This window comes from Paenibacillus sp. FSL R5-0473 (genome assembly GCF_038004565.1).
Taxonomy (GTDB): Bacteria; Bacillota; Bacilli; order Paenibacillales; family Paenibacillaceae; genus Paenibacillus; species Paenibacillus amylolyticus.
Map to the genome: position 1 here is coordinate 1702768 of NZ_JBBORL010000001.1, position 24430 is coordinate 1727197.

At 46.1% G+C, this 24430-nt stretch carries 17 protein-coding genes; all 17 read left to right on the plus strand.

From position 1 onward, the window contains the following. Positions 1-54 precede the first annotated feature (54 nt). The 17 genes from nth (at position 55) to MKY28_RS07595 (ending at position 24326) form a co-directional block, all read left to right on the plus strand. Positions 55-750, plus strand: a complete 696-nt coding sequence (gene nth, locus MKY28_RS07515; protein ID WP_036607558.1) for an endonuclease III — start codon at positions 55-57, stop codon at positions 748-750. 23 nt (positions 751-773) lie between these two features. Further along, on the plus strand, positions 774-1046 hold the full coding sequence (locus MKY28_RS07520) for a hypothetical protein (protein WP_017687779.1): 273 nt from the start codon (positions 774-776) through the stop codon (positions 1044-1046). A 308-nt stretch (positions 1047-1354) separates the two neighbouring features. After that, on the plus strand, positions 1355-5041 hold the full coding sequence (locus tag MKY28_RS07525) for a dynamin family protein (protein ID WP_340935458.1): 3687 nt from the start codon (positions 1355-1357) through the stop codon (positions 5039-5041). A gap of 324 nt (positions 5042-5365) precedes the next feature. Then, entirely contained in the window at positions 5366-7138 is a 1773-nt protein-coding gene (locus MKY28_RS07530) for an ABC transporter ATP-binding protein (RefSeq protein WP_074095596.1), read from the plus strand. Next, complete coding sequence (locus tag MKY28_RS07535; RefSeq protein WP_036613270.1) at positions 7135-8985, plus strand: ABC transporter ATP-binding protein; 1851 nt, start codon at positions 7135-7137, stop codon at positions 8983-8985. Before MKY28_RS07530 ends, MKY28_RS07535 begins: the two co-directional genes overlap by 4 nt. 348 nt (positions 8986-9333) lie before the next feature. After that, positions 9334-10836 (plus strand): AraC family transcriptional regulator, encoded by a 1503-nt coding sequence (locus tag MKY28_RS07540; protein WP_340935461.1) that lies wholly within the window; start codon positions 9334-9336, stop codon positions 10834-10836. 131 nt (positions 10837-10967) lie between these two features. Continuing rightward, a complete protein-coding gene (locus MKY28_RS07545; protein WP_340935462.1) occupies positions 10968-11957 on the plus strand; it encodes an ABC transporter substrate-binding protein in 990 nt (329 codons plus the stop codon). A gap of 62 nt (positions 11958-12019) precedes the next feature. Continuing rightward, the gene (locus tag MKY28_RS07550; protein ID WP_339194193.1) at positions 12020-13042 is read left to right on the plus strand and encodes an NAD(P)/FAD-dependent oxidoreductase; all 1023 of its coding nucleotides are present in this window, start codon (positions 12020-12022) and stop codon (positions 13040-13042) included. Positions 13043-13294: 252 nt separating this feature from the next. Further along, a complete protein-coding gene (gene purT / locus MKY28_RS07555; protein ID WP_036672920.1) occupies positions 13295-14482 on the plus strand; it encodes a formate-dependent phosphoribosylglycinamide formyltransferase in 1188 nt (395 codons plus the stop codon). Continuing rightward, entirely contained in the window at positions 14472-14930 is a 459-nt protein-coding gene (locus MKY28_RS07560; protein ID WP_017687788.1) for a GNAT family N-acetyltransferase, read from the plus strand. Before purT ends, MKY28_RS07560 begins: the two co-directional genes overlap by 11 nt. A 280-nt stretch (positions 14931-15210) precedes the next feature. Continuing rightward, a complete protein-coding gene (locus MKY28_RS07565; RefSeq protein ID WP_340935466.1) occupies positions 15211-16005 on the plus strand; it encodes a CAP domain-containing protein in 795 nt (264 codons plus the stop codon). A 303-nt stretch (positions 16006-16308) separates the two neighbouring features. Then, complete coding sequence (locus tag MKY28_RS07570; RefSeq protein WP_340935468.1) at positions 16309-17178, plus strand: GDSL-type esterase/lipase family protein; 870 nt, start codon at positions 16309-16311, stop codon at positions 17176-17178. Next, positions 17179-18144, plus strand: a complete 966-nt coding sequence (locus tag MKY28_RS07575) for an ABC transporter ATP-binding protein (protein WP_036613296.1) — start codon at positions 17179-17181, stop codon at positions 18142-18144. Further along, positions 18137-19126 carry an ABC transporter permease gene (locus MKY28_RS07580; RefSeq protein ID WP_036613298.1) on the plus strand — a complete coding sequence of 330 codons (990 nt, stop codon included), beginning with the start codon at positions 18137-18139 and terminating at the stop codon, positions 19124-19126. The genes MKY28_RS07575 and MKY28_RS07580 overlap by 8 nt, the downstream gene beginning before the upstream one ends. A gap of 76 nt (positions 19127-19202) precedes the next feature. Continuing rightward, complete coding sequence (parE, locus tag MKY28_RS07585) at positions 19203-21182, plus strand: DNA topoisomerase IV subunit B (RefSeq protein ID WP_036613300.1); 1980 nt, start codon at positions 19203-19205, stop codon at positions 21180-21182. Positions 21183-21194: 12 nt separating this feature from the next. Then, positions 21195-23657: a DNA gyrase subunit A gene (gene gyrA, locus MKY28_RS07590; protein ID WP_036613303.1), complete on the plus strand. Its 2463-nt coding sequence runs from the start codon at positions 21195-21197 to the stop codon at positions 23655-23657. 228 nt (positions 23658-23885) lie between these two features. Further along, positions 23886-24326 (plus strand): MarR family winged helix-turn-helix transcriptional regulator, encoded by a 441-nt coding sequence (locus tag MKY28_RS07595; protein ID WP_036613306.1) that lies wholly within the window; start codon positions 23886-23888, stop codon positions 24324-24326. The last annotated feature ends 104 nt before the right edge of the window (positions 24327-24430 follow it).

Genomic DNA, 24430 nt, shown 5'->3' on the forward strand with positions numbered 1-24430 from the left:
AGCTTCGAAGTAAGGCTCCGCAGAGTGGAGTCATTTTGTGGGAGGTAGCTCTTCATGAATGCAGCGACGGTTAGACATATACTCGAAACTATGGAAGCAATGTTTCCTGATGCACATTGCGAATTAAATCACAGCAATGCATTTGAATTGACGGTAGCTGTCCTTTTGTCTGCCCAGTGCACCGATGAAACGGTGAACAAGGTAACCGCAGATTTGTTCCAGAAGTACAGAAGCCCAGCAGATTATCTGGCGGTTCCTCTCGAAGAGTTGGAACAGGATATTCGGCGAATCGGTTTGTACCGGAACAAGGCCAAGCATATTCAGAACATGTGCCGAATTTTAATAGAGCAGTATGGCGGTGATGTACCGCAGGAACATGATCAGCTTGTGACGCTACCAGGTGTCGGGCGGAAAACCGCGAATGTAGTTGTTTCCAATGCGTTTGGAGTACCGGCAATTGCGGTAGATACTCATGTGGAACGTGTATCCAAGCGGCTGGCGCTTGCAGGTTGGGATGACTCCGTACTTGAAGTCGAAAAGAAACTAATGAAGCGCGTACCCCGGGACGAGTGGACTTTAACTCACCACCGGTTTATATTTTTTGGACGCTACCATTGCAAGGCACAGAACCCTGCATGTCATATCTGTCCATTGCTGGACATATGCAGGGAAGGGAAAAAACGTATGAAAACGTCCCAAATCAGGAAAGATAAGGAACGTGTCACCACCCGAAAACGAAAAATAAATTAATGAGCAGAAAAGGATGAATAATCATGAAATGCATTTCCGTGTATACTGACAATTTTGAGGCCTTCTCCGATATCTTTGAACAAATCGTTGAACAGGAAATGGCTGAAAATGAAGAAAAAGAAGTAGAAGGCATCACAGTAAGCCACTCTGGCGACGTGCCTGAACATTATCTGGAGCGTATGTCCGTTAAACCCGAAGTTGTTGTTATGAGAGACAAAGGCAGAGACATTACAATTCTGCAACATGGACAAGTATTTGAAATCTTGCTGCCTTCCATGGAGAACGCAGTTTCATAAGAAGTGATTACACTATTGGTTCTGTTGTATTAATGTCATGAGGATCGTTGTGGTTAAGGTGATCGCATCGCATTCATGCAACAGACACTTGGCGTAAGCATTTGCTAAATACCGAGTATAAAACGTATTACAGATAAAACCGACTTGTTCGGTTTTATTTTTTTTAGATTATAGAACTTATACGTTCATTTATGTATATTCAATTCCAACCGTTCAAATTCAAACTTGATAATGTTAAAATAAATGTTGTAAAAGAGATAGACGTCGAAACGGATGTCAAATTAGAGGAGCCAGGGGGAAGGCCAGTCATGTCCAGAACAGATTACCCAAAAGAAATGGCCAAACCTCTGCTTCCGCTGCGTGAAGCGATGGAGCAGACAGGGGACCATACGGCTGTACAGGCTATAACGGATTTAATCAGCAAGGCGGAAATGAAACATCTGACGATTGCGTTCTGTGGTCATTTCTCTGCAGGCAAATCGAGTCTCATCAACAGTTTATGCGGTAAGCGGGTGCTGCCTTCAAGTCCCGTGCCAACAAGTGCAAATGTGGTATCCATACGTAATGGTAAGCCAAGAGCGCTTATTTATACTACTCCAAACGTAAGCGCTGACAATGGAGCAGGAACACTTGAAGTTTCTCCAGAGGAATTGGAGGCGTATTGCAAAAATGGCGGAGCGTACAGCTCAATTGAGGTATGGGATGATATTCCGCTGCTGAAAGATGATGCTGTCCTGCTGGATACACCAGGTGTGGATTCAACAGATCGCGGACATAGTCTCGCGACCCATTCCGCGCTCCATCTGGCGGATGTGGTCTTCTATGTCATGGACTACAATCATGTTCAGTCCGAGACGAATCTTTCATTTGCCAAGAGTCTGTCGGATTGGGGCAAACCATTGTTTTTGATCGTGAACCAGATCGACAAGCATCGGGAACGTGAGCTTTCTTTTGACCAATATACCGAAGGTGTCGAAGCAATATTTGCAGCCTGGGAAGTCAGATATGACGGACTGCTGTTTACTTCCCTTCGCGACAAGGAGCATCGCTACAACCAATGGGATGTGCTTCCGGAACTCATTGGACATATGATGCAAGAGAAGGAAGCGTTAATTACGCACAGTTTGGCAAGTTCGGCCAGTCATGTAACGGAGCAACATCTGACACGAGAAGCGGAGAAACGTGAAGACGAAGAAAATTCTCTGCTGGATGAGATCGGTGGCAAGGAAGGAATTGAACGTTTGGAACGGGAGCTGGAGCTTCTTGATCAACAAGCAGCAGACATTCGTAACGGGCCTTCGCGAGTGCGCGAGAAATTCCGGGCAGAGCTTGAACCTCTTCTGGCGAATGCAAATCTTACTCCTGCGGATATTCGTGCGTCTGCTGCTGCCTATTTGGAGAGCCGCAAACCGGGCTTCCGGGTGGGTTTGTTGTTCTCAGGTGGCAAAACCGAGCAGGAGAAACAACGCCGTGCTTCTGAACTGGTGCGGTTATTACAGGATCAGGCTTCCGGACAAGTGGAAGTACATATTCGTACGATGCTGAGGCAGCTGGGTGAATCCCATCAGCTATGGGGAGCGGAGTGGGAGCAAGCGCTTAATACGGAGCTGCCTGCTGTAGATGAAGCACTATTGGAGATGAAACGTAGTACGAGTGCAGAGGTATCTCCAGAGTATGTGATTCAGTTCAGTAAAGATGTGCGGGGCGAGATTGAGGCCCGCTATCGCAGGTCGGCCATGATGCTGGCCGACCGCATGTTGGAGGCGCTGGCAGCGCGAGGCGAAGCCGCGCTCCAGGCGCTGGACGCCAGCCGCGCAGCGCTGCTGGCGCAATCCGCGGCGGCGGCGCGCTACACGGCGCTCCAGCGCAGCGCCGCCGCAGAGGCAGCAGGGCTGCGCAGCCTGCTGCCCGATGCGGGCCCCCTCCCCTCCGGGCTATTGCCGGACGTGAAGGGCCCGCACGTGCCCGCGGTGCCTGAACCGGGCGAAGCTCCCGGTTCGCATGCGGGCACGTCAACGTCTGTGGCTGCGCAGCCACAGACGCCAGAGGCACCGCCAGCGCAGCGCGCAGTAGCAGCGGCGGTGCCTGGGCCATCGTCGGCGGCAGGCGCTGAACGCCGCCGACGCCTGGACGCAGCAGCGGCACGGCTTGAAGCCGCTGCTGCGCTGGTAGAGCCGTACCCCGCCATGGGGTCGGCGGTACGGGATCTGCGTGCACGCGCGGCTTCGCTTGCGGGCGGCACGTTCACATTGGCGCTGTTCGGAGCATTCAGCGCCGGCAAATCCTCCTTCGCCAACGCGTTGCTGGGCGAAGCTGTACTACCCGTCTCGCCGCATCCAACGACAGCGGCGATTAACCGAATCATGGCTCCTGCCGGTGGCGCGGAGCATGGAACAGCCCGGGTCCGCATGAAGACCCGGGACGCCTTCCAGGAAGATCTCGGCTATTCCTTCCGATTACTCGGACTGGGTGAGCCTGGAGCGGAGTGGCAGAAGCGAGTACGCTCCCTCTCGCCACAGGATGTGCATCCGGCGGGGCGCCCGCATTACAGCTTTTTGCAGGCAGCGGCAGCCGGCTGGGAAGAAACAGCGGACCAGTTAGGTCAGGATGTGCTGGTGGATCTGGACGGTTATCGTAACTTTGTCGCAAACGAGAAGAAGTCCTGTTTTGTAGACAGTATCGATCTCTATTACAGTTGCGATGTAACTGAACAAGGCATTGTATTGGTAGACACACCAGGAGCGGACTCCGTGAATGCTCGTCATACGGGTGTAACCTTCAATTATATGAAGAATGCGGATGCACTCATTTTTGTAACGTATTACAACCATGCTTTCTCACAAGGAGATCGACAGTTCCTGAATCAGTTGGGACGTGTTAAAGATAGTTCTGCCATGGATCAGATGTTCTTTGTTGTAAATGCCAGTGACTTGTCTTCCTCTGAGGAAGAACTGGAGCAGGTTCTCGATCATGTGAGTACCCAACTGCGCAGTAATGGAATTCGGGCACCACGACTCTTCCCGGTATCCAGCATACTGGCGATGGAAGGCAAAATGGAAGGGGACTCGAAGCTGCTTGAGCAATCTGGTTTTAACCGTTTTGAGGAAGAGTTCAACCAATTTGCAGGCAGAGAATTAGCCGATCTTGCTGTAGGTGGAGCTTCCGAAGAGATGGCACGTGTGATTCAGCGGCTGAAGAATCGTGCAGAGGATGCGGCTCAGGGTGAAGAAGTATTGAAGCAGCGGCGGGATGAACTAGGGACTATTCAGGGACAGTCACGTCAGCGCATACAGCAACTTGCAGCAAGATCCATGAAGGAAGAACTGTCACAGGAAACAGCAGAATTACTCTTCCATGTGCGGCAGCGGCTTGCCTATCGCCTTGGTTTATTCATGGCAGAAGCATTCCATCCATCCGTACTTCGGGAGGATCGGGGCAATCTGAAGATGGCTTTTGCAGCCTGTGGACGTGAACTGTTACGCATGATTGCCATTGAACTGGAGCAGGAACTGCTTGCTACCACCCTCAGACTTGAACAGGCGGGTCAGACCTGGCTGATGAAGCAAGTTACGGAATGTATAGATGAGGTGAGGCAGTTATCAGGGGGCGTGGATGTGTCACTGCCACTGAACGAACGCTGGAGTACACCTGTGCTTGAAGAAGTTCGTCTGGAAGAACCGTCTGGATGGAAAAGCTATTTGAATTATTTCCGCAATCCGAAACAGTTCTTCGAAGGAGATGGACGTCAGCGATTACAGGAGGCACTTGATCCTGTCCTCAAACAGATGATCATTGAAGTTCTTCCTGCTGCGCAAGACAAACTGATTCAGTTTTATGACAACCAGATTTGTCAATCCTTGCAACACCAATCCCGTCAGTTGGAAGAACGTCTGGACGAGGCGGTAAGTGGAATTCAAGATACACTGGAGAGCGGAATTCCGGCGGAGCAATGGACCAGCTTGTCTAACCAACTGGAACAGATTGAACGCAGTTAAAATCACGGCATAACGCGTATTCTCTGGAAGTCTTTGTAAAACAAAATGAATGATACAGCAACACATTGAAAATGTTGCGAAAATCAACCCAAAAGGGCCCCTGCCGAAAAGGCATATAGGGAGCCTTTTTTTGGTACGAACAACCTGAAATAAAGAGAATATTCAAACATTTGATTGAAAGGTGGGTATTTACCTTCGTTAATGCGTCAATAAGCTGAAAGCAGGCAGAATATGGTCTGTTATTCGCTTTGCCGCGAATGGGGTACGGTGATAAACTTCATAAATGTTCATAGTATTTTTGAACGACATAAGAGGAGGAGAAACATGGATGTTCTTAGGCAACTGCAAACCTTTTTTTGGGAAAAGCGAACGTATTTATTTGTATCAATCTTGTTCCTCGCCTTAGCGACCGCACTTGGGTTGGTGTATCCGTACATGCTGAGGATACTGATTGATGACATCATTGTTCCGCGAACTTTTGAAGACGTTCCCATAATTGCCTTGACTGTGTTAGGTGTAGTTATTTTGAAAGCGGGAATGCAGTTTTTACACGGTTTTTATGGAGGACGCTTGGGTAACTTCCTGGCGTACAGACTTCGTAATGCATGTTACGAAAAGCTTCAATTTTTATCCTTCCGTTATTATGATACGGCCAAGACAGGTGATCTGATGTCCCGCCTCACGGGAGATTTGGAAGCCATCCGTAACTTTATCGGATTTGGTTTCGCCCAGATTCTTAACATGGTTTTCATGGTCGTATTTGGCGCAATCATGATGATGACCATGAGTTGGCAGCTTACGCTGTTCACGCTCATATGCATCCCATTACTTGCCTTCGTTGCGCTGAGATTCGAATCCAAAATTCACCCTGCGTTTCAGGAGATGCGGCTGGCGCTCAGTTCACTGACAACAGCGGTACAGGAGAATATTACTGGCGTACGTACGGTAAAATCCTTTGCACGTGAGCCTTATGAAGTGGAGAAATTCTCCATACGTAATGAGCGTTACAAAACAAATCAGATTCATGCCGCAACATTGTGGAGTCGCTATTTTCCGATCATGGAGATTCTTGCTTCGGTGAGTATCGTGCTGTTGCTGGTGATCGGTGGAAGAATGGTTATACAGAAGACGCTGACACTCGGTGAACTCGTTGCCTTTTTCAGTTTGATCTGGTACATAATCGGTCCAATGTGGAACCTTGGGTTCCATATCAACAACTATACGCAATCCAAAGCTTCAGGTGAACGGGTGCTCGAGCTGCTGAATACGCCAGTGGATGTGGAAGAAACGCAAGATCCAGTCATTGTTGAGGCAGACCAGGTGAACGGCCATGTGACATTTGAATCCGTTACCTTTGCCTACGGCAACAAAATGCCAGCAGTAACCGATATTAATTTTGACGCTGCACCCGGTTCTGTAATCGGTTTCCTCGGGGGAACAGGGTCAGGTAAATCGACCATCATTCAGCTTCTGATGCGTGCCTATAACGTGAACTCAGGAACGATCAAGCTGGATGGCAAAAACATTAAAGACATAGGCATCCGCAGTTTGCGGAGTCAGATCGCTTCTGTTTTCCAGGAAACATTCCTGTTCTCATCCAGCATTCGTAATAATATTTCCTACGGGCTTAAGAATGTCACCATGGATGAGATCATCCGTGCAGCCAAGCTGGCCAAGGCTCATGACTTCATTATGGAGTTCCCGGATGGATATGACACGGTGGTTGGTGAGCGCGGTATGGGTTTATCGGGTGGACAGAAACAGCGGATTGCGATTGCAAGGGCTTTGCTGAAAAATCCGAAAATTCTGGTACTTGATGATGCAACCAGCGCCGTGGACATGGAGACAGAACACGAGATTCAGTCCGGTTTCCAGGAAGTTATGCGCGGCAGAACGACATTTATTATTGCACACCGGATATCTTCACTACGACATGCAGATGAGATTCTGGTGCTCGATGAAGGCCGCGTGGTACAACGTGGCAAACATACCGAACTCATTGAAGTGCCTGGACCATACCAGGATGTTTATAAAATTCAATATGCAGATTATATTGCCCGCGGTAAGCGGGAGGCTGGGGAGCAGGTGAATTCATGAGTGCCGAAACGATAGCAGACAGGCGCGAGGCAAAAGTGGCCTCTGAGAAGAAACTGAATGAACGATTTGTGTATCAGGATGATGAAATTATTGAAAAACCGTTTAACTGGAAAGAGTTCGGACGTTTATTTGCATACATGAAACCTTATGCGAAACAACTGTTACCACTCGTTATTCTAATGATGATCTTGGGTACCATTACAAAATTGTCCGTACCTTTTCTGATCAGTCTGGCGATTGACCGTGCCATCGCACCGGCAACTGGGTTGCCAAGCATGACTATGCTTTATCTTATTGCAGGCTCCATATTTGTGTTGTATCTCATCCAGTGGGCTGCCAATACGTACCGGATCAAATTGACAAACATTATCGGACAGCGTGTTATTTATGACCTTCGCTCGGATCTGTTCAAGCATATCCAGAAGCTGTCCTTTAACTTCTTTGACAAAAGACCGGCAGGTTCCGTACTGGTACGTGTTACGAATGATATTAACTCCCTTCAGGATCTATTCACTAACGGTGCAGTTAACGTCATGATCGACTGCGTACAGTTGCTCGGGATCATTGTGATCTTGCTGTTGATTAACTGGAAACTGGGTCTTGCCGTGATCATTACGGTTCCAATCATGTTTATCATCTCTACCAAACTGCGGGTGCTGATCCGTCGGGCTTGGCAGGATGTGCGTATGAAGAACTCTCGTATTAACTCCCACTTGAATGAATCCATTCAGGGGATTCGAGTGACTCAGGCTTACACACAGGAAAAAGAGAACATGAAATATTTTGACAACATGAACCTGTCCAGCAAAAAGTCATGGGATAGAGCATCAGCGATGAACCAGGGCTTTGGACCGCTGATTGAGATTACCGGCGGATTCGGTACATTAATCCTTTTCTGGTTTGGTGCTTACCTGATTCAGGAAGGTCAGTTGACCGTGGGATTACTTGTCGCTTTTGCCAACTATGTCGGCAACTTCTGGGACCCAATCAACCGTCTGGGACAGATGTACAATCAGTTGCTGGTTGCAATGGCATCATCGGAGCGTATCTTCGAATTCATGGATGAAAAACCAAGTATTGCGGATAAACCAGGTGCCAAGCCACTTCCTTCTATTAAAGGAGATATCGCATTCGAAAATGTGGTGTTCGAATACGAGAAGGGCAGACAGGCGCTGAAAGGGATCAGCTTCTCAGCGGCTGCGGGACAATCGATTGCACTTGTTGGTCATACGGGCTCAGGTAAAAGTACGATCATCAATCTGATCAGTCGTTTCTATGATATATCCGGCGGACGTCTCACCATTGACGGACAGGATGTGCGGGATGTAACGGTAGAGAGTTTACGCAGCCAGATCAGCATTGTATTACAGGATACCTTCATCTTCTCGGGTACGATTCGTGACAATATTCGATTTGGACGACTGGACGCAACGAATGAAGAGGTGGAGGACGCAGCCAAAGCAGTCAATGCACATGAGTTCATCATGAAGCTGCCTGGCGGATATGATACCGAAGTAGAGGAACGCGGGAACGTATTATCCATGGGACAGCGACAACTGTTATCCTTTGCCCGTGCGCTGCTTGCTGATCCACGCATACTGATTTTGGATGAAGCTACAGCCAGTATTGATACGGAGACAGAGCTTAAAATCCAGGAAGCGTTGAAGGTGCTGTTGCAGGGAAGAACGTCCTTTATGGTCGCTCACCGTCTCTCAACCATACGGAATGCAGATAACATTATCGTCCTGGATCATGGTGAAATTAAAGAAGAGGGTAACCATGAGCAGCTTATCCAAAAACAAGGCGTGTATAATGGATTAATAGAAGCTCAATACAGATTTTTGTGATGAAACCTTCGGACGCCTGTGAAGCGTCTGAACACATATGAACTTATAACACTCTGGCGCTCTATAGCCTGATCTTTCAATAATAAGTGCATCTTATTCATTGAAGACAGGTTAGAGGATAGCCGGAGTGTTTTTTTTATTCGTTAGTGTGGTATGTTATATTTTTGAAGAATGAAATCAATACAATCGTTCATGGCTGGAGGGAGATCAATGCAGATGGACAACAACGAAATAAATTCAAAGCATTTGGATCACCTGGATCATATGAATTTTAGGCTCCTTCACGTGAATTATACGAGTGATCCTGCGACGGAGTGGCTTCTGAGGAAACACTTCATTGAAACATACATGTTATTATTTGTAGCCAGTGGGCAAGGGTGGTTAAAGATAGATGGCAGTTTCATTGAATTAAAGGCGGGCGGACTGTACGTAGGCTTCCCGGGGCAACTGGTTGAGGCAAATGTGCATTCGTTGGATGAACGAGGCGTGTATCACATGAGTTTTGATGTCATGTACGCACTGGAGCAGGAGGGTGGAACAGCCTTGGATATGATGAAGCAAATTTTACGTAATGAAGTGAATGGCGAGGTCAGCTCATCTTCACCGGTTGCTGTTGGCGTGATCTGTCAGATGATATACCACCACACATTGAAGAAGGATGGTTTGCAAAGGTACTATGGTCAGATTCGTTTTCAGGAACTATTGTACACCATGTTTTACGACGTGGCCTTTACCGAAAAGACGGACCTGGCTTCACCAATTGAACATGTCAAAGGTTACATGGAGCAGAATTATTCGAAGAGATTTACCATTGAGGAATTAGCAAATGTGGCACGAATGAGCCCTCGACATTTCATGCGTTTATTCAAGAAAAGGTATGGTTACAGTCCAGTGGACTATCTAACGCTATACCGAATTAAACAAGCCCAGATCTTAATGAGAAATGATCACAGTTATCGACTCAAGGATGTGGCATCGTACGTGGGTTATCAGGATGAGACGTATTTCCGGCGTAAATTCAAGCAAATCTCTGGCATTCCACCAGCAGCGTTTATACGTAATAGCAAACAAAAAATTGCTGCAGTTCATTCTGTGAGCATTGGTATACTGCTTGCATTGCAGATCATTCCCTGTGCCGCGCCGGCAAGTCATCCGTGGACATACTATTACCGACGTAAATATGAAACGGACAAAGTTATGCCACTCGCAGAGAGTGAGACCACCTGGCTGGAACAGCTTCGATTAGTTAAACCTGATTATATTATTACTGTTGGGACGGAGTCTGAGGATTTGCAAAGACAGCTTCATTCCATTGCTCCTGTGTGTGACCTCCCGTGGGAAAAAGGAGATTGGAGAGAACATTTGAGATATGTTGCAAGCTTTTTGGACAGGTCTGATATTGCAGAGGTATGGCTTCAAAGATATGAAGAGAAGGCAACGACCATAAAGGACCAGCTTGAGGATTTCATACGAAAAGACAGATTAGTTGTACTCAAAGTTTATGGTGAAGCGTTGCAGATGTTAGGCCCAAGGAGCATTGCTTCCGTTTTTTACGTTGATATGCAAATGGAGGGTCCCGAAGGAGTTGAGACTTATTGGGAACGGGGCACAGTGACCATTAAGGAGTTATCTGTTCTCAACATCGAAAGAATATTACTGATTGTGGGTGATGATGAGACATCCAGGCAGACATGGTCTGCTGTGCGTAAGTCTGAAGAATGGCTTGCGTTGTTAGCGGTACAGAATGGCAGAATGGATATGCTTTTGTCGAGCGTCCTGCTGGACTACACTGCGTTTACTCATGAGCTTATGTTGGATGAAATATTAAAGTTATGGCAAGATCGTCCATAGCAAAAAGTCTGAATAGTCAATATCATACCTGAACATATTTTAATATACTTACTTCTATATCAAATGATAATGATAATTATTATTAATTAGACGTTGTCATAACTAAATGCCATATAGGGGGTACATAAAGAATGAGATTCAGATGGTTAACGGTACTATGCACCATGATGTTGGTGCTCATTATTTCGGCTTGCGGTGCAGCAGGCAACGAAGCATCCTCGAGCGAGGGACAAGAAGCGGGTACCGCCAATTCTTCAACAACAGAAACAAGTCAGGTAAAAAAAGTGACTACGGAAATGGGAGAAGTTGAAATTCCGGTGAACCCACAAAAAATAGTTGGTTTGTCCGTTGTATATCCAGAATTTTTATATTCACTTGGCATCGTACCCATTGCTGTACAGAACTACCATGAGGATTTTCCTTCTTACTTGCAAGAGCCATTTGCAAACACGATGAAAATGGGAATAGGAAGAACGCCTAACTTTGAAGCCCTGATGGAGGCAGCTCCGGATTTGATTATCGCCCCTGACTGGTGGTCCAAAAAGGACTATGATCAGCTTACTCTGATAGCACCTACCGTACTTTTGCCACAGCGTGATGATTGGCGCGATGAACTGCGGGATATGGCCAAAATTCTGGACAAAGAAGAACAGGCAGAAAAGGTGATTCAGGATTTGGTGGATAAGGAGAAGGTAGCTGCTGCCAAATTGGATAAGCTGATTGGTGAGGAGACTGTTCTCTACATTAGAGTGATGGAAAAAGAAATCGTACTTCATGGGGAGAACCTTGACCGAGGAAACTTTGTCCATAAACGATTGGGAATGAATCCACTTCCTAATTTCCCGAAAGATCAAACTGCCATGTCCGTATCCTTGGAAGTACTGCCTGAATACAACGCAGATCATCTGATCGTTCAGCTGGATGATGAGACTAATCCGGAAATTAAAAAGAAATTTGAAGATATGTTATCTTCATCGTTATGGAAAAATCTGAAAGCAGTCAAGCAGGACCACGTCTATATGGTGGGTGGCAAGGAATGGTTCAATCTGGGAATGTCTCCACTTGCCGATGAATATGTCATTGATGATATTGTTGCTGCTTTTGAAGCAAAAAATAAATAAGGCAAACGGTTCATGTTACACATATCTCTAAATTCACTACTAAATAACAGGATGTGTCCAAAATGAATAAGGAAGATATCTATGACTTGACCATCGTCGGAGGCGGACCGGCAGGATTATATACGGCCTTTTATGCCGGGATGCGTGATATGAGAGTTAAGATCATTGACGGCAAAGACCAACTTGGTGGTTTTCTGCATACCTATTCCGAAAAAACTATTTGGGATGTGGGTGGCCTGCCACCAATGAAGTGTTCAAAGTTGATTGAGTATCTGGTTCAGCAGGCGAATACCTTTAATCCAACGGTTGAATTGAATTGCAAAGTAGATCGGTTCGCTCGACTGGACAACGAGATTTTGGCTCTGTATACTGCTGAAGGCGACATACACTATACGCGTACAATCATTGTTGCAGTGGGCCGCGGTATCGCAGAAATTCAGAAATTGGAGCTTCAGGAGCCGATTCAATATGAGCATGAGAATCTTCATTACACCGTGCAAAATCCAGAACATTTTTCCGGGAAGCGTGTGCTCATTTCAGGAGGAGGCAACAGTGCAGTAGATTGGGCAATTGAACTTGCTCAATTTGCACGGAGCGTAGTGGTCGTCCACCGAAAAAATGAGTTTCGTGCAATGGAACGCAATGTTAGCGAGATGAACAATGTAACGGATGTCAGAACACCATATAGCATCACACGGCTTCATAATCATGGTGAACGTATCCATCAGGTTGTAATTACGCATATGGAGAGTCACGAAAATGTATTGATAGATGTGGATGAAGTCGTCATTAGTCATGGATATAAAAGCAATTTAAGTGATCTTGCCAGTTGTGGCTTAGAAATGGACGATGGAATGGTTCTAATGAGTCACCATGCACAGACGAGTCTGCCAGGTGTTTTTGCAGCAGGAGACTGTGCGACGCACGATAGCAAAGTTAGGCTCATTGCAGGAGCTTTCAATGATGCGATCGTGGCAGTTAATAGTGCGAAACAATATATGACGCCAGACGCACCCAAGATGGCTTATGTTTCTTCCCATAATGAAATCTTCAGAGAAAAAAATCGACAAATCCCAAGTCTTTAAACTTGGGATTTGTTTGCGTATTTCGATTCACTGGAGTATTAAAGTCTGCTCTTTTAACATTTCCTTAATTTTGGGAGGAATGGAAGGAGTATCGAATCCGTGAGCAGTAATTGTAAAATTTGATCGAAAAAACACAAAAAATCTTGTAAAATTCACAAGAAAAATAGGGAGCACTCTTGCAATCTTTAACCAAAACCCCGAAAATAGAGAGACAGATATAGAAGATTTCTCTTTGGGAGGATTGGAAAGAACATGTGGGGTGCTCCTTTTACGGCTCAAGCCAAAAAAATGCTGCTACTAGGCAGTGGAGAATTGGGAAAAGAGGTCGTTATTGAGGCCCAACGACTGGGAGTAGAGACGATCGCTGTTGATCGTTATGAGAACGCACCTGCAATGCAGGTCGCGCACCGGTCTTACTGCATCGACATGCTGGATGCCGAAGCTTTGAAACAATTGATCCGTAAAGAAAAACCTCATTACATCGTACCTGAGATTGAAGCTATTGCAACAGAAGCTTTACTGGAGCTTGAGGAAGAGGGATTTTGTGTAGTACCTACTGCCCGAGCTGCACGTCTAACGATGGATCGCGAAGGCATCCGTCGGCTTGCAGCCGAACAATTGAAACTTCCGACAGCTGATTACCTTTTTGCGGACAACCTGGAACAACTTCAGGAAGCCGTACGTGAGCTTGGCACACCTTGTGTCATTAAACCATTAATGAGTTCTTCCGGCAAAGGGCAGAGTGTATGCCGAACACCGGGCGACGTAGAGGATTGCTGGAACATTGCTCTTTCGGGGGCTCGTGGCAAATCTGTTCGTGTTATTGTGGAGAGCTTTGTGCAATTTGACAGTGAGATTACATTACTTACTGTTAGGTCTGTATCAGGCACCGTATTTTGTCCTCCGATTGGTCATATTCAGAAGGATGGGGATTATGTCGAATCCTGGCAGCCTCATGCAATGACTCCTGAGCAATGGCAGCAAGCTTGTCATATTGCCAAATCCGTCACGGATGAACTTGGCGGGTATGGACTGTTTGGAGTGGAGTTGTTCCTGACCCCGGATGGTGTTGTGTTCAGCGAGGTATCTCCTCGTCCACATGACACAGGTATGGTTACAATGGTGACGCAAGACAGTTCCGAGTTTGCGCTGCATGTACGTGCAATTCTTGGTTTTCCGGTCACAGGTGTACATCTGTTGACACCGGGAGCTTCAGCAACGCTGAAGGCTAATGATGAAACATCTGACTTTACTGTAGGCGGGATTGAAGAAGCTCTGGCTCTTCCTCGTACTCAGATTCGTGTATTTGGCAAACCTGAGACCAAAGTAGGACGCCGAATGGCTGTAGCCTTAAGTGCTGGTCAAGATGTGGAAGAAGCTCGTAAAACAGCGGTGCAAGCCGCTAATATGCTGAAAGTGGAGGTAAATCATGTCCAATAATGTTGAGGCCCCTGTACTGATGATCCGAGAGTGTGAACTACGAGATGCTGAAGCGGTAACGGGACTGATGCGAGAGGTCAGCTATCCGACAACAACCAATGTCATGAAGGAACGTATTGAATGTTTGGAAACCAATCCAAACGCATGCATGCTTGTTGCCGAAGTGGATGAACAAATTATTGGTGTGATTGGCTTGCAATGTGTGCAAAGTCATGCCTATCCAGAACCTGCCGCACAAATTACTTCCCTGATTGTAGGTCAAGAACATCGTGGTGGTGGGATTGGCCGTCGTCTGATGGCTCGTGCCGAAGATTGGGGCAGACAGCAAGGTGGTAAACAACTGTTTGTCACGGGTGCAAACCGTGAAGTGACTTCAACAACGTACTCTTTTTATGAGCACATTGGTTTTCAGAAAAGAGGTTATCGGTTCAGTAAAGTTCTTCTATAGTATAAAAAAAGTTTCTTCTATTGCATGGAAATTCTCATGATATCCTGATCTGCACAATCTGGTGTGGTGAATGATAAATAGATGGTGAAGCGACATTCGACTAGCATTTTTAGTCCGAATGTCTTTTTTTTATGCTTTTGTAAAATCTGTAACATTCTAAAAAATGACAAAAAAGTTACTTTTCCATATTTTATAGGTTCACAATCTCCTGTCGAATTGATATACTGCTAGAGTATTAATTACAAAGTTGTAATAACTAATCTTAAGGAGATGAATGAATTTGAAAAAGAAATGGATGAAAACTGTCGTAACGAGTAGTCTGACAGCCGTACTGGCCGTAGGGGTAATGCTTCCTGCTTCCGCGTCTGCTGCAGATTCAACATATAAGACTATCACAACGTACAAAATTACAAGCACAGACAGCTTGAAAGCTTACATTGAGAAATGGCTCAAACAAAATGGATACACCGTATCCGAGGGGCAAATTGTAGAGAAACCTGCTACGCAGCCTGATCAAACGACGAAACCTGCTGAGCCGACAACAAAACCAACTCAACCAACAACTAAGCCTGAGCAACCGACTAAACCAACACAACCAGCTCAAGAAGAAAAACCGGAAACTACACCGGCTAAAGATCCTTCAAACACGGGTAACACAGGTAATACAGGTAACAATACAAGTAATAATGGTAGCGAAAGCACACAATCCGACTTTGCTACTCAAGTTGTAAAACTTGTGAACGCTGAGCGTGCTAAAGCAGGTCTGAACGCTCTGACTTCAGATGCACTTCTGGACAAAGTAGCTGTTGCTAAAGTAAAAGATATGAGTAACAATAACTATTTTGATCACCAGTCACCTACGTATGGTTCTCCGTTTGATATGATGAAACAATTCGGAGTAACTTACAGCTATGCAGGTGAGAACATTGCCCAAGGACAAAAAACACCACAGGAAGTGGTTACAGCTTGGATGAATAGTGAAGGTCACCGTGCCAATATTCTGAGCAAAAACTTTACGCATATCGGTGTAGGTTTCTACAACGGATATTGGGCACAAGAGTTTATCGGTAAGTAATCGATTTATAATGAAGAAAGTATGATTTTCTTTTCCACAAGGTTATGCCAGTACACAGTTCATATCTGTGTATGGCATAACCTTTTTTCCGTAAAATGACATATAAAAAATGAATTCTGCGAATGCAGCGCCAAAGTTTGCAAATTAACGACAGAACATTTATGTTATTTAGGAATAGCATCATCAGGGCGTGTCTGAAAACTCCGAAGTAATCGGATTTTCAGACACGCCTTAATGTAAAGTCATTATAAATTATAAAATTATAAAGCACCCGAACTGGTGTACATGAGTGGAGATGTGATGATGAAAAAGAAAAAAAGCCTGGATTCAGCACCCTGGATCTGGAGAACTGTCAGTACAGTATCCATCTTGGCAACTTTGTTGTTGTTATTTGGATTTGGTTACGCCATAAAAGACGTGATTTTCCCCGAGGGAGATTCGGCATTAACTACAGGCCAGGAGGCAACTGCTCCATCTAAGGATATCGAGGGGGAACCGGCTGTCGTGGAAGATGGCAAGATTCGGATGGCCGTCATCGGTGATTCTCTGGCAAGAGGCACGGGCGATGATGAAGGACTCGGTTTTGTGAGACGTGCAGGGAATCTGCTTAAAGATAAAGGATATGACGTTCAGGTTCTTAATAATCTGGGTGTAAACGGTTTGAGAACAGATGCTTTATTGGGAAAACTCGATGAGCAAGGCGTACGTTACGTCTTACAACAATCCAATTTTATCTTGCTCTCGATCGGCGCAAATGATTTGTTCCAGGGAGGACAAGTTCTACAGGGGGAAGATCCGCCAACAGCAGAGCAGCTGGCAGCGGCTTTGCCGGAAACGTCGAAGCGCCTTCAAGAGATATTGAAGAAAGTCAAAGAAATTAATCCCGATGCGCAGATTGCGTACATAGGGTTGTACAATCCATTTGGCGATGTGAAGGAACTGGAGAAGTCAGGTAATGCAGTGGTGGCTGCATGGAACGATGCTGCACTGGCTATTTTGAACAATGAGGACAAGATGACACTGGTCCCTACATTCGATTTGTTTGAAAATCATCTGGGGGAGTATCTCTCGTCAGATCATTTCCATCCCAACGGACAAGGTTATGAGCAAATTGCAGTTCGGATTGCACAGGAATTCCAGGCAGATACACCGGCAGAAGGGAGCGGAAATTAAATGGCAGAGCAGCAGTATGATTCCGTCCTATCCGTACAGAATCTGAAAAAGCGGATCGGACGCAAATGGATCATTAAGGACGTTACATTTGACGTAAAACCTGGTGAAATCTTCGGATTTCTCGGTCCCAACGGTGCCGGCAAAACAACTACGATACGGATGCTGGTCGATCTGATTAAACCAACAGAAGGAAAAATTAAAGTCTGTGGTTATGATGTGAATCGGGACCCTGAGCGTGCTTTGAAGTATGTAGGCTCCATTGTTGAAAATCCGGAGGTATATACATATCTGACAGGGTGGGAGAACCTGGAGCATTTCGCTCGCATGCAACCAGGTGTGGACAATGAACGAATTCAGGAAGTTGTAGATATTGTGCGTCTGGATCAGCGGATTCACGATAAAGTCAGAACGTACTCATTGGGTATGCGTCAACGGCTCGGTATTGCACAAGCGCTGCTTGGGCGACCGCGTCTGCTTATTCTGGATGAACCGACAAATGGTCTTGATCCAAAAGGGATTAAGGAACTTCGTGTCTTTATTAAGCAACTTGCCAGCGAAGGTATGGCTGTATTTGTCAGCAGTCACTTGTTAAGTGAGATCCAGCTTCTCTGTGACAGAGTAGCCATTATCAGTGCTGGGCGTGTGCTTGCTGTTGGAGGTGTAAGCGAACTGATTGAAGATCATTCGAAGTTGGCTATATGGCATGTTTCACCACTGGAGCAAGGCAAAAAAATGTTGCAGGATGCAGGCATTGCTCTGGTAGGTCGACCTGCGGATGTGATGGATGATACCATTGTTGCGGGCCTTGGTCCCAACGCTGTGGTTGCCGAGATGCACGAAGATCGAATTCCTGATATGGTGCAACAGATGGTTCAAGCTGGTATACAGGTTGAAGGGGTACAGCGGATTCAGCCTACGCTTGAGCAACTATTCTTAAAAATGACAGAAGGTGAATCCATTGAGTAATATCATGCCGCTGATCCGCAATGAAACGATTAAGATGGTGAAGAAAAAACGGCTTTATATTATATTTATTGTACTTGCGGTCCTCGTACCGATGTTTACGTATGCCCAGATGAAATCTGCGGAGAATAATCGCGACAAGTTTGGCGGCGATTGGCGTCTTGAACTGCAACAGGCCATCACAGACAATCAAAATTCGCTCGGTAGCGATCGGGTACCTGAAGAGTACAAAAAATATAGAACCGTATATATCCAGCAGATGCAGTATTATCTTGAGAATGACATCAATCCCAAAGAACCGGGCGGTGTCACCTTTACGCGGGAGTTCATGAACAACGCGGTTGGATTGTTTATTCCACTGTTAATCATGGCTATTGCTTCAGATCTTGTTTCTGGTGAACGTACGACAGGTACGATTAAAATGCTTTTAACGCGTCCGGTTAGACGCTGGAAAGTGCTTTTGAGTAAATTAATTACGCTGATTATGTTTGTTTCGATCATAGTGGTATCAGCCTACATTATATGTTATGTCATATCGGGTGCGGTCTTTGGTTATAAAGGCTTCAACATGCCAATCTTCACAGGATTCAAAGTTGTGGGAACAGATGTCGATATGTCGGCAGTGCATGCTGTAGACCAGTGGCTGTATATGCTTATGCAGGCAGGACTAATCTGGTTTGTGAGTGTAATTGTGGCTATGCTTGCATTTATGGTATCCGTGCTTGTGCGCAGTACTGCTGCAAGTATTGTTATCATGATGGCCGCTTTGATTGCAGGAACAATCTTGACCAGTATGGCAGCGTCCTGGCAGACCGCGAAGTATTTGTTCATGGTTAACCTCGAACTTCCGAATTATTTGTCTGGCGGGTTACCTCCAATCGAGGGTATGAATTTAGGTTTTTCCCTTATTGTGCTTAGTGTTTGGGGCATTGCTTCACTCATTGTGTCATTCCTTGTCTTTACGAAACGGGATATCTTGAATTAAAATGGACAAGGATAAGAAAACATCTGTTTGCATTTTAGGCATTTTTTTAGTTGCAAGTTAAGAAGGGGGAGCATGAATGGTCGAGCAAATCGATATGTCGGCAGGTTCGACAGGCGGAGGACAGGGGTCTTCAGGCTACGACGCGGACGACATTCAAGTACTTGAAGGGTTGGTAGCGGTACGGAAACGGCCGGGGATGTACATCGGCAGCACCAGCACTTCAGGTTTACATCATTTGGTATGGGAAATTGTCGACAACGCTGTCGACGAACATCTCGCCAAATTCTGCTCCAAAATCGATATCACGCTGCATAAGGACGGTTCTATTACGGTTCAGGATAACGGAAGGGGAATTCCGACAGGTATACATAAAACAGGGATTCCTACTCCCCAGGTCGTGTTTACGATTTTGCACGCAGGCGGAAAGTTCGGTGGATCAGGATACAAAAAATCAGGCGGTTTGCACGGTGTAGGTGCGTCAGTTACTAACGCATTGTCCGAGTGGCTTGAAGTCGAGATTTTCCGTGATGGCAAGATTCATCGTCAGCGATTCGAGTATTGGAAGGACAAAAAAGGGATTGAACATGTCGGTGAACCGGTCTCCGGTCTCGAAGTGTTAGGCAATACCAATCGGACAGGTACAAAAGTTACATTTAAACCGGATATTCGGGTGTTCCAGAGCGGTATTCAATTTAATTATGATACATTGGCAGAACGTCTTCAGGAGATTGCTTTTCTGAATTCGGGTCTGAGAATTGTGCTCAAGGATGAACGTTCGGGCAATCAGGATGAATACATGTATGAAGGTGGAGCAAGCCAGTTTGTTGCTTTTCTTAACGAAAATAAAGATGTGCTGCATGATGTTATTCACTTCTATGCGGAGAAGGATGACATTGAAGTCGAAGTGGCAATCCAGTATAACGCGGGTTATACCGAAACGCTGGCTTCGTTCGTGAACTCGATCTCTACTCGGGGTGGCGGTACACATGAGACCGGATTCAGGGCTGCGTATACTCGTGTAATGAATGACTACGCGCGCCGTACCAGCATGATCAAGGAAAAAGATAAAAACCTTGAAGGCAATGATTTGCGTGAAGGTATGATGGCCGTCATCAGTGTCAAGATGTCAGAGGTTGAGTTCGTAGGTCAGACCAAGGATCAGCTCGGCAGCGCTTCCGCTCGAAGTGCAGTGGATTCGGTCGTGTCCGAGAATATTCAACGGTTCCTGGAAGAAAACCCGCAGGTAGCGCAAACGTTAATTCGCAAAGCGGTCCAAGCCTCCAGAGCCAGAGAAGCAGCACGCAAAGCACGTGATGATATGCGCACAGGCAAGAAACGTAGCGAAAGTTCCAACCTGAACGGCAAACTAACGCCGGCGCAATCAAAGGATTTTACCCGAAATGAGTTATTTATTGTCGAAGGGGATTCCGCAGGTGGTTCTGCCAAACAGGGACGTGACTCGAAGATTCAGGCTATTCTGCCGCTCAAGGGAAAACCGCTCAATCCGGAAAAATCAAAGCTGGCCGACATTCTCAAAAATGAAGAATACCGCGCCATTACAGCGGCGATCGGGGCGGGCATAGGAACCGAATTTGCAGTTGAAGACAGCAATTATTCCAAAATTATCATTATGACCGATGCGGATACGGACGGCGCACATATTCAGGTGTTGCTGTTGACCTTCTTTTATCGTTATATGAAGCCTTTAATTGATGCAGGCAAAGTATATATTGCTCAGCCGCCATTGTACAAACTTACTCGTAAGTCTGGTAAGCTTGCGAGTGTTCGATATGCATGGACGGATGAAGAACTGGCTAATTATATGAAGGAATTCGGTAATAATGTTGAGCTTCAACGTTATAAAGGTCTTGGTGAGATGAATCCGGATCAACTGTGGGAGACAACAATGAATCCGGAAACTCGTGCGATGCTGAAGGTACAGATTGTTGATGCAGCAAAAGCAGAACGTCGTGTATCTACGCTCATGGGTGATAAGGTTGATCCGCGGAAACGCTGGATTGTAGAGAACGTCGACTTTACAGAGTACGAAGAATAGAAGGTGCTTGGAATGAGTCCATCAGAACAATTTATGCCGGCCTTTCTCGAAGAGGTCGTTGGGGACCGTTTCGGTCGCTACTCCAAATATATTATTCAGGATCGAGCCATTCCGGATGTCCGGGATGGGTTGAAGCCAGTACAACGGCGTATTTTATACGCCATGTACGATTCAGGTAATACGCCTGACAAGACTTACCGCAAGTCTGCCAAAACCGTTGGGGACGTAATGGGTAATTATCATCCACATGGTGACTCCTCCATCTATGAGGGCATGGTGCGGATGGCTCAGCCATGGAAAATGGGCCATATGCTCGTGGACGGTCATGGTAACTGGGGATCACAGGATGATGACCCGGCAGCGGCGATGCGGTATACGGAGGCCCGTTTGTCGCCCATCGCGATGGAGATGCTTCGCGATATCGAGAAACGGACGGTTCTGTTTAAGGATAATTTTGATAATACGGCCAAAGAACCGGTTGTATTGCCATCCCGTTATCCGAACTTGCTGGTTAATGGTGTCAGCGGTATTTCCTCCGGATTTGCAACGGAGATTCCTCCACACAATTTGCGTGAAGTCATTGATGCTTCGATCGCTGTGATGGAGAAACCGTCGATTGAGCTGGACGAAATCATGATGTTTATGAAGGGTCCTGACTTTCCAACAGGCGGATTGATTATGGGCGGTGACGGCATTCTGGATGCTTATCGCACAGGTAAAGGACGGATCTATATCCGGTCCAAAACCGAGATTGAAAACATGCGCGGTGGCAAACAGCAGATCGTCATTACCGAAATTCCTTATCAGGTCGTGAAATCTCGTCTGGTTACAGCGATGGAGAACATCCGACTTGAGAAGAAGGTTGAAGGTATTGCCGAAGTGCGTGATGAGAGCGGACGTGAAGGTCTGCGAATCGTGGTTGAGTTGAAAAAAGAAGCGGACGCACAAGGTATTTTGGCTTATTTGCTGAAGAAAACCGACCTGCAGGTCACCTATAATTTCAATATGGTTGCGATTGTGAATAAAGCACCTCATCAATTAGGATTGAAATCGATCCTCGAGGCTTACATTGCCCATCAGCGGGAGGTTGTAACCTTCCGTACCCGGTTTGAGCTGGAGAAGGCGCAAGACCGTGCGCATGTGCTCGAGGGCTTGGTAAAAGCACTTAACATCCTTGATGAGGTCATTGCGGCCATCAAAGCGTCGAAGAACCGTCAGGATGCCCAAAACAACCTGATGTGGATGTTTGGATTCACGGAACGCCAAGCAGATTCCATCCTTACGTTGCAATTGTACCGTTTGACGAATCTGGAGATCAATTCTCTGGAGAAGGAACTCGGTGAACTGATGAAAAAGATTGCACAATTACAATCCATTCTGGATAGTGACCGCAAACTCATCGGAGTCATCCGCAAGGAATTGATGGAGATTCGTGAGAAATATGGCATAGACCGTCGTTCTGCGATCCAGGGTGAAGTGGAAGAACTTAAGGTTAATCTCGAAGTACTTGTGAATGCGGAAGATGTATTTGTTACGTTATCCAAAGAGGGATATGTGAAACGTACAGGCATGCAGTCCTTTACACGTTCTGGTGGTGAACGGAGCGGAAGTGGTGTGAAAGACGGCGATTATATCGCTCAGGTTCTGGAAGTAAATACGCTTGAGAACTTGCTTGTCTTTACGAGGAAAGGTCAGTACTTCCTGTTACCTGTTCACCAGGTACCTGAATTCAAGTGGAAAGATCCAGGCACAGCCATTGTGAATGTCATTCCTCTTGCGAAAGATGACCGTATTGCAAGTGTGCTTGCTGTAAAATCCTTTGAAGAGCCAAATCACAGTCTGGTCTTCGTTACGCGAAGAGGACAGGTGAAACGAACGGAGCTGAAGGATTACGTTACCAAACGTTCCGGTGCAGTTGCGGCTTGTAAAGTGGGCAAGGACGATGAAGTGTTATCTGTACATTTAAGTACAGGTGGTCAAGATATTATGTTGATTACAAAAGAAGCCATGGCGATTCGTTTCCGAGAGGATGAGGTTAATCCAATGGGACGTGTATCCGGTGGTGTTCGTGGTATTCAGTTAAGAGATACAGATGAAGTTGTACTGGCTTTATGGGTAGAAGGAGATGAAGGTGAAGTTGCCGTGTTGTCCGATCTGGGATATGGTAAACGATCATTACTTCTGGATTACGCTATACAGAGCCGTGGAGGCAAAGGGCTTGCCACATTTGAGTTCAAAGAAGGCAAACGTGTGAAACCGAATGGTAGCCGTATTGTCGGAGCGTTTTATTGCAAAGAGCAACGTAAGATCACTGTAATGACCAAAGAAGGCCAAGTGTTCCCGATCTCTTCGGAAGGTGTTCCGATTACAGAGCGCAAACATATTGGCAAGCTAATCGTTCATGTGGACAAACAAGACGAGATCGTTGAACTTCTAAGGGATTTCAATGAGAATCAACCAGCATCATCTTCATAAAAACAAACAAACGAGACTTTTCGCAGAACAGCTAATCCTGTCATGCGAGGAGTCTTTTTTTGTTGTTCGAAGGCGGATTAGAAGAGGGCATTCATGCGAAGTTTAACAACCTTCGTCGATTACGGTCGATCGCTAGGAAATTGAAAAAAGGCAGCAGGAATGCGGCTTTGGAGCGCGAAAACTTAAGCAGGTGAAGTGATAACCGGTTGCAGAGAGGAGCGATGGAAGATGTATAATTCCGATTTTGCCAAGTGCTGGTCCAGGTTGACCAAAGATTATAAATTGCATATGGATCAAGAGCTGGCACCCTCATTAACGGAGGCTCAGCTGGCTGTTTTGGAGGTACTTGAAGACCATCAGAAGATGAAACCTTCGGATCTGATTCCTTATCTGTCAACTACGCCAGCTGCTGTAACCATGCTGCTCGATCGAATGGAGAAGAATGATCTGATTCGCAGGAATCGGGATAATCAGGATCGACGCATTGTGTGGGTATCTCTATCAGAGAAAGGAAGAATGGAGACAGAGCGGGGAATTACCATCCGTAATGAATTCATGAACTCTGTTCTCAGTAACATTTCGATGCACAATCAACAATTGCTGGTATATCTGTTAGGCAAAATGACAACACCCAAGACCAAAGAGCCTGCCTTATCTACTTCGGTATGATACCATGCTGATTCTTCTGAATAACCATAGGAATGCCTGCTCGTTTCATGCAGGAGCCCTATGGTTATTTTATTTACAAATTACATATGCTACACACTGTGTCC

Bases quoted from the DNA above. Each gene is read 5' to 3' on its own strand.
- nth (WP_036607558.1), top strand. From the start codon at position 55: ATGAATGCAGCGACGGTTAGACATATACTCGAAACTATGGAAGCAATG.
- MKY28_RS07520 (WP_017687779.1), top strand. From the start codon at position 774: ATGAAATGCATTTCCGTGTATACTGACAATTTTGAGGCCTTCTCCGAT.
- MKY28_RS07525 (WP_340935458.1), top strand. From the start codon at position 1,355: ATGTCCAGAACAGATTACCCAAAAGAAATGGCCAAACCTCTGCTTCCG.
- MKY28_RS07530 (WP_074095596.1), top strand. From the start codon at position 5,366: ATGGATGTTCTTAGGCAACTGCAAACCTTTTTTTGGGAAAAGCGAACG.
- MKY28_RS07535 (WP_036613270.1), top strand. From the start codon at position 7,135: ATGAGTGCCGAAACGATAGCAGACAGGCGCGAGGCAAAAGTGGCCTCT.
- MKY28_RS07540 (WP_340935461.1), top strand. From the start codon at position 9,334: ATGTTATTATTTGTAGCCAGTGGGCAAGGGTGGTTAAAGATAGATGGC.
- MKY28_RS07545 (WP_340935462.1), top strand. From the start codon at position 10,968: ATGAGATTCAGATGGTTAACGGTACTATGCACCATGATGTTGGTGCTC.
- MKY28_RS07550 (WP_339194193.1), top strand. From the start codon at position 12,020: ATGAATAAGGAAGATATCTATGACTTGACCATCGTCGGAGGCGGACCG.
- purT (WP_036672920.1), top strand. From the start codon at position 13,295: ATGTGGGGTGCTCCTTTTACGGCTCAAGCCAAAAAAATGCTGCTACTA.
- MKY28_RS07560 (WP_017687788.1), top strand. From the start codon at position 14,472: ATGTCCAATAATGTTGAGGCCCCTGTACTGATGATCCGAGAGTGTGAA.
- MKY28_RS07570 (WP_340935468.1), top strand. From the start codon at position 16,309: ATGAAAAAGAAAAAAAGCCTGGATTCAGCACCCTGGATCTGGAGAACT.
- MKY28_RS07575 (WP_036613296.1), top strand. From the start codon at position 17,179: ATGGCAGAGCAGCAGTATGATTCCGTCCTATCCGTACAGAATCTGAAA.
- parE (WP_036613300.1), top strand. From the start codon at position 19,203: ATGGTCGAGCAAATCGATATGTCGGCAGGTTCGACAGGCGGAGGACAG.
- gyrA (WP_036613303.1), top strand. From the start codon at position 21,195: ATGAGTCCATCAGAACAATTTATGCCGGCCTTTCTCGAAGAGGTCGTT.
- MKY28_RS07595 (WP_036613306.1), top strand. From the start codon at position 23,886: ATGTATAATTCCGATTTTGCCAAGTGCTGGTCCAGGTTGACCAAAGAT.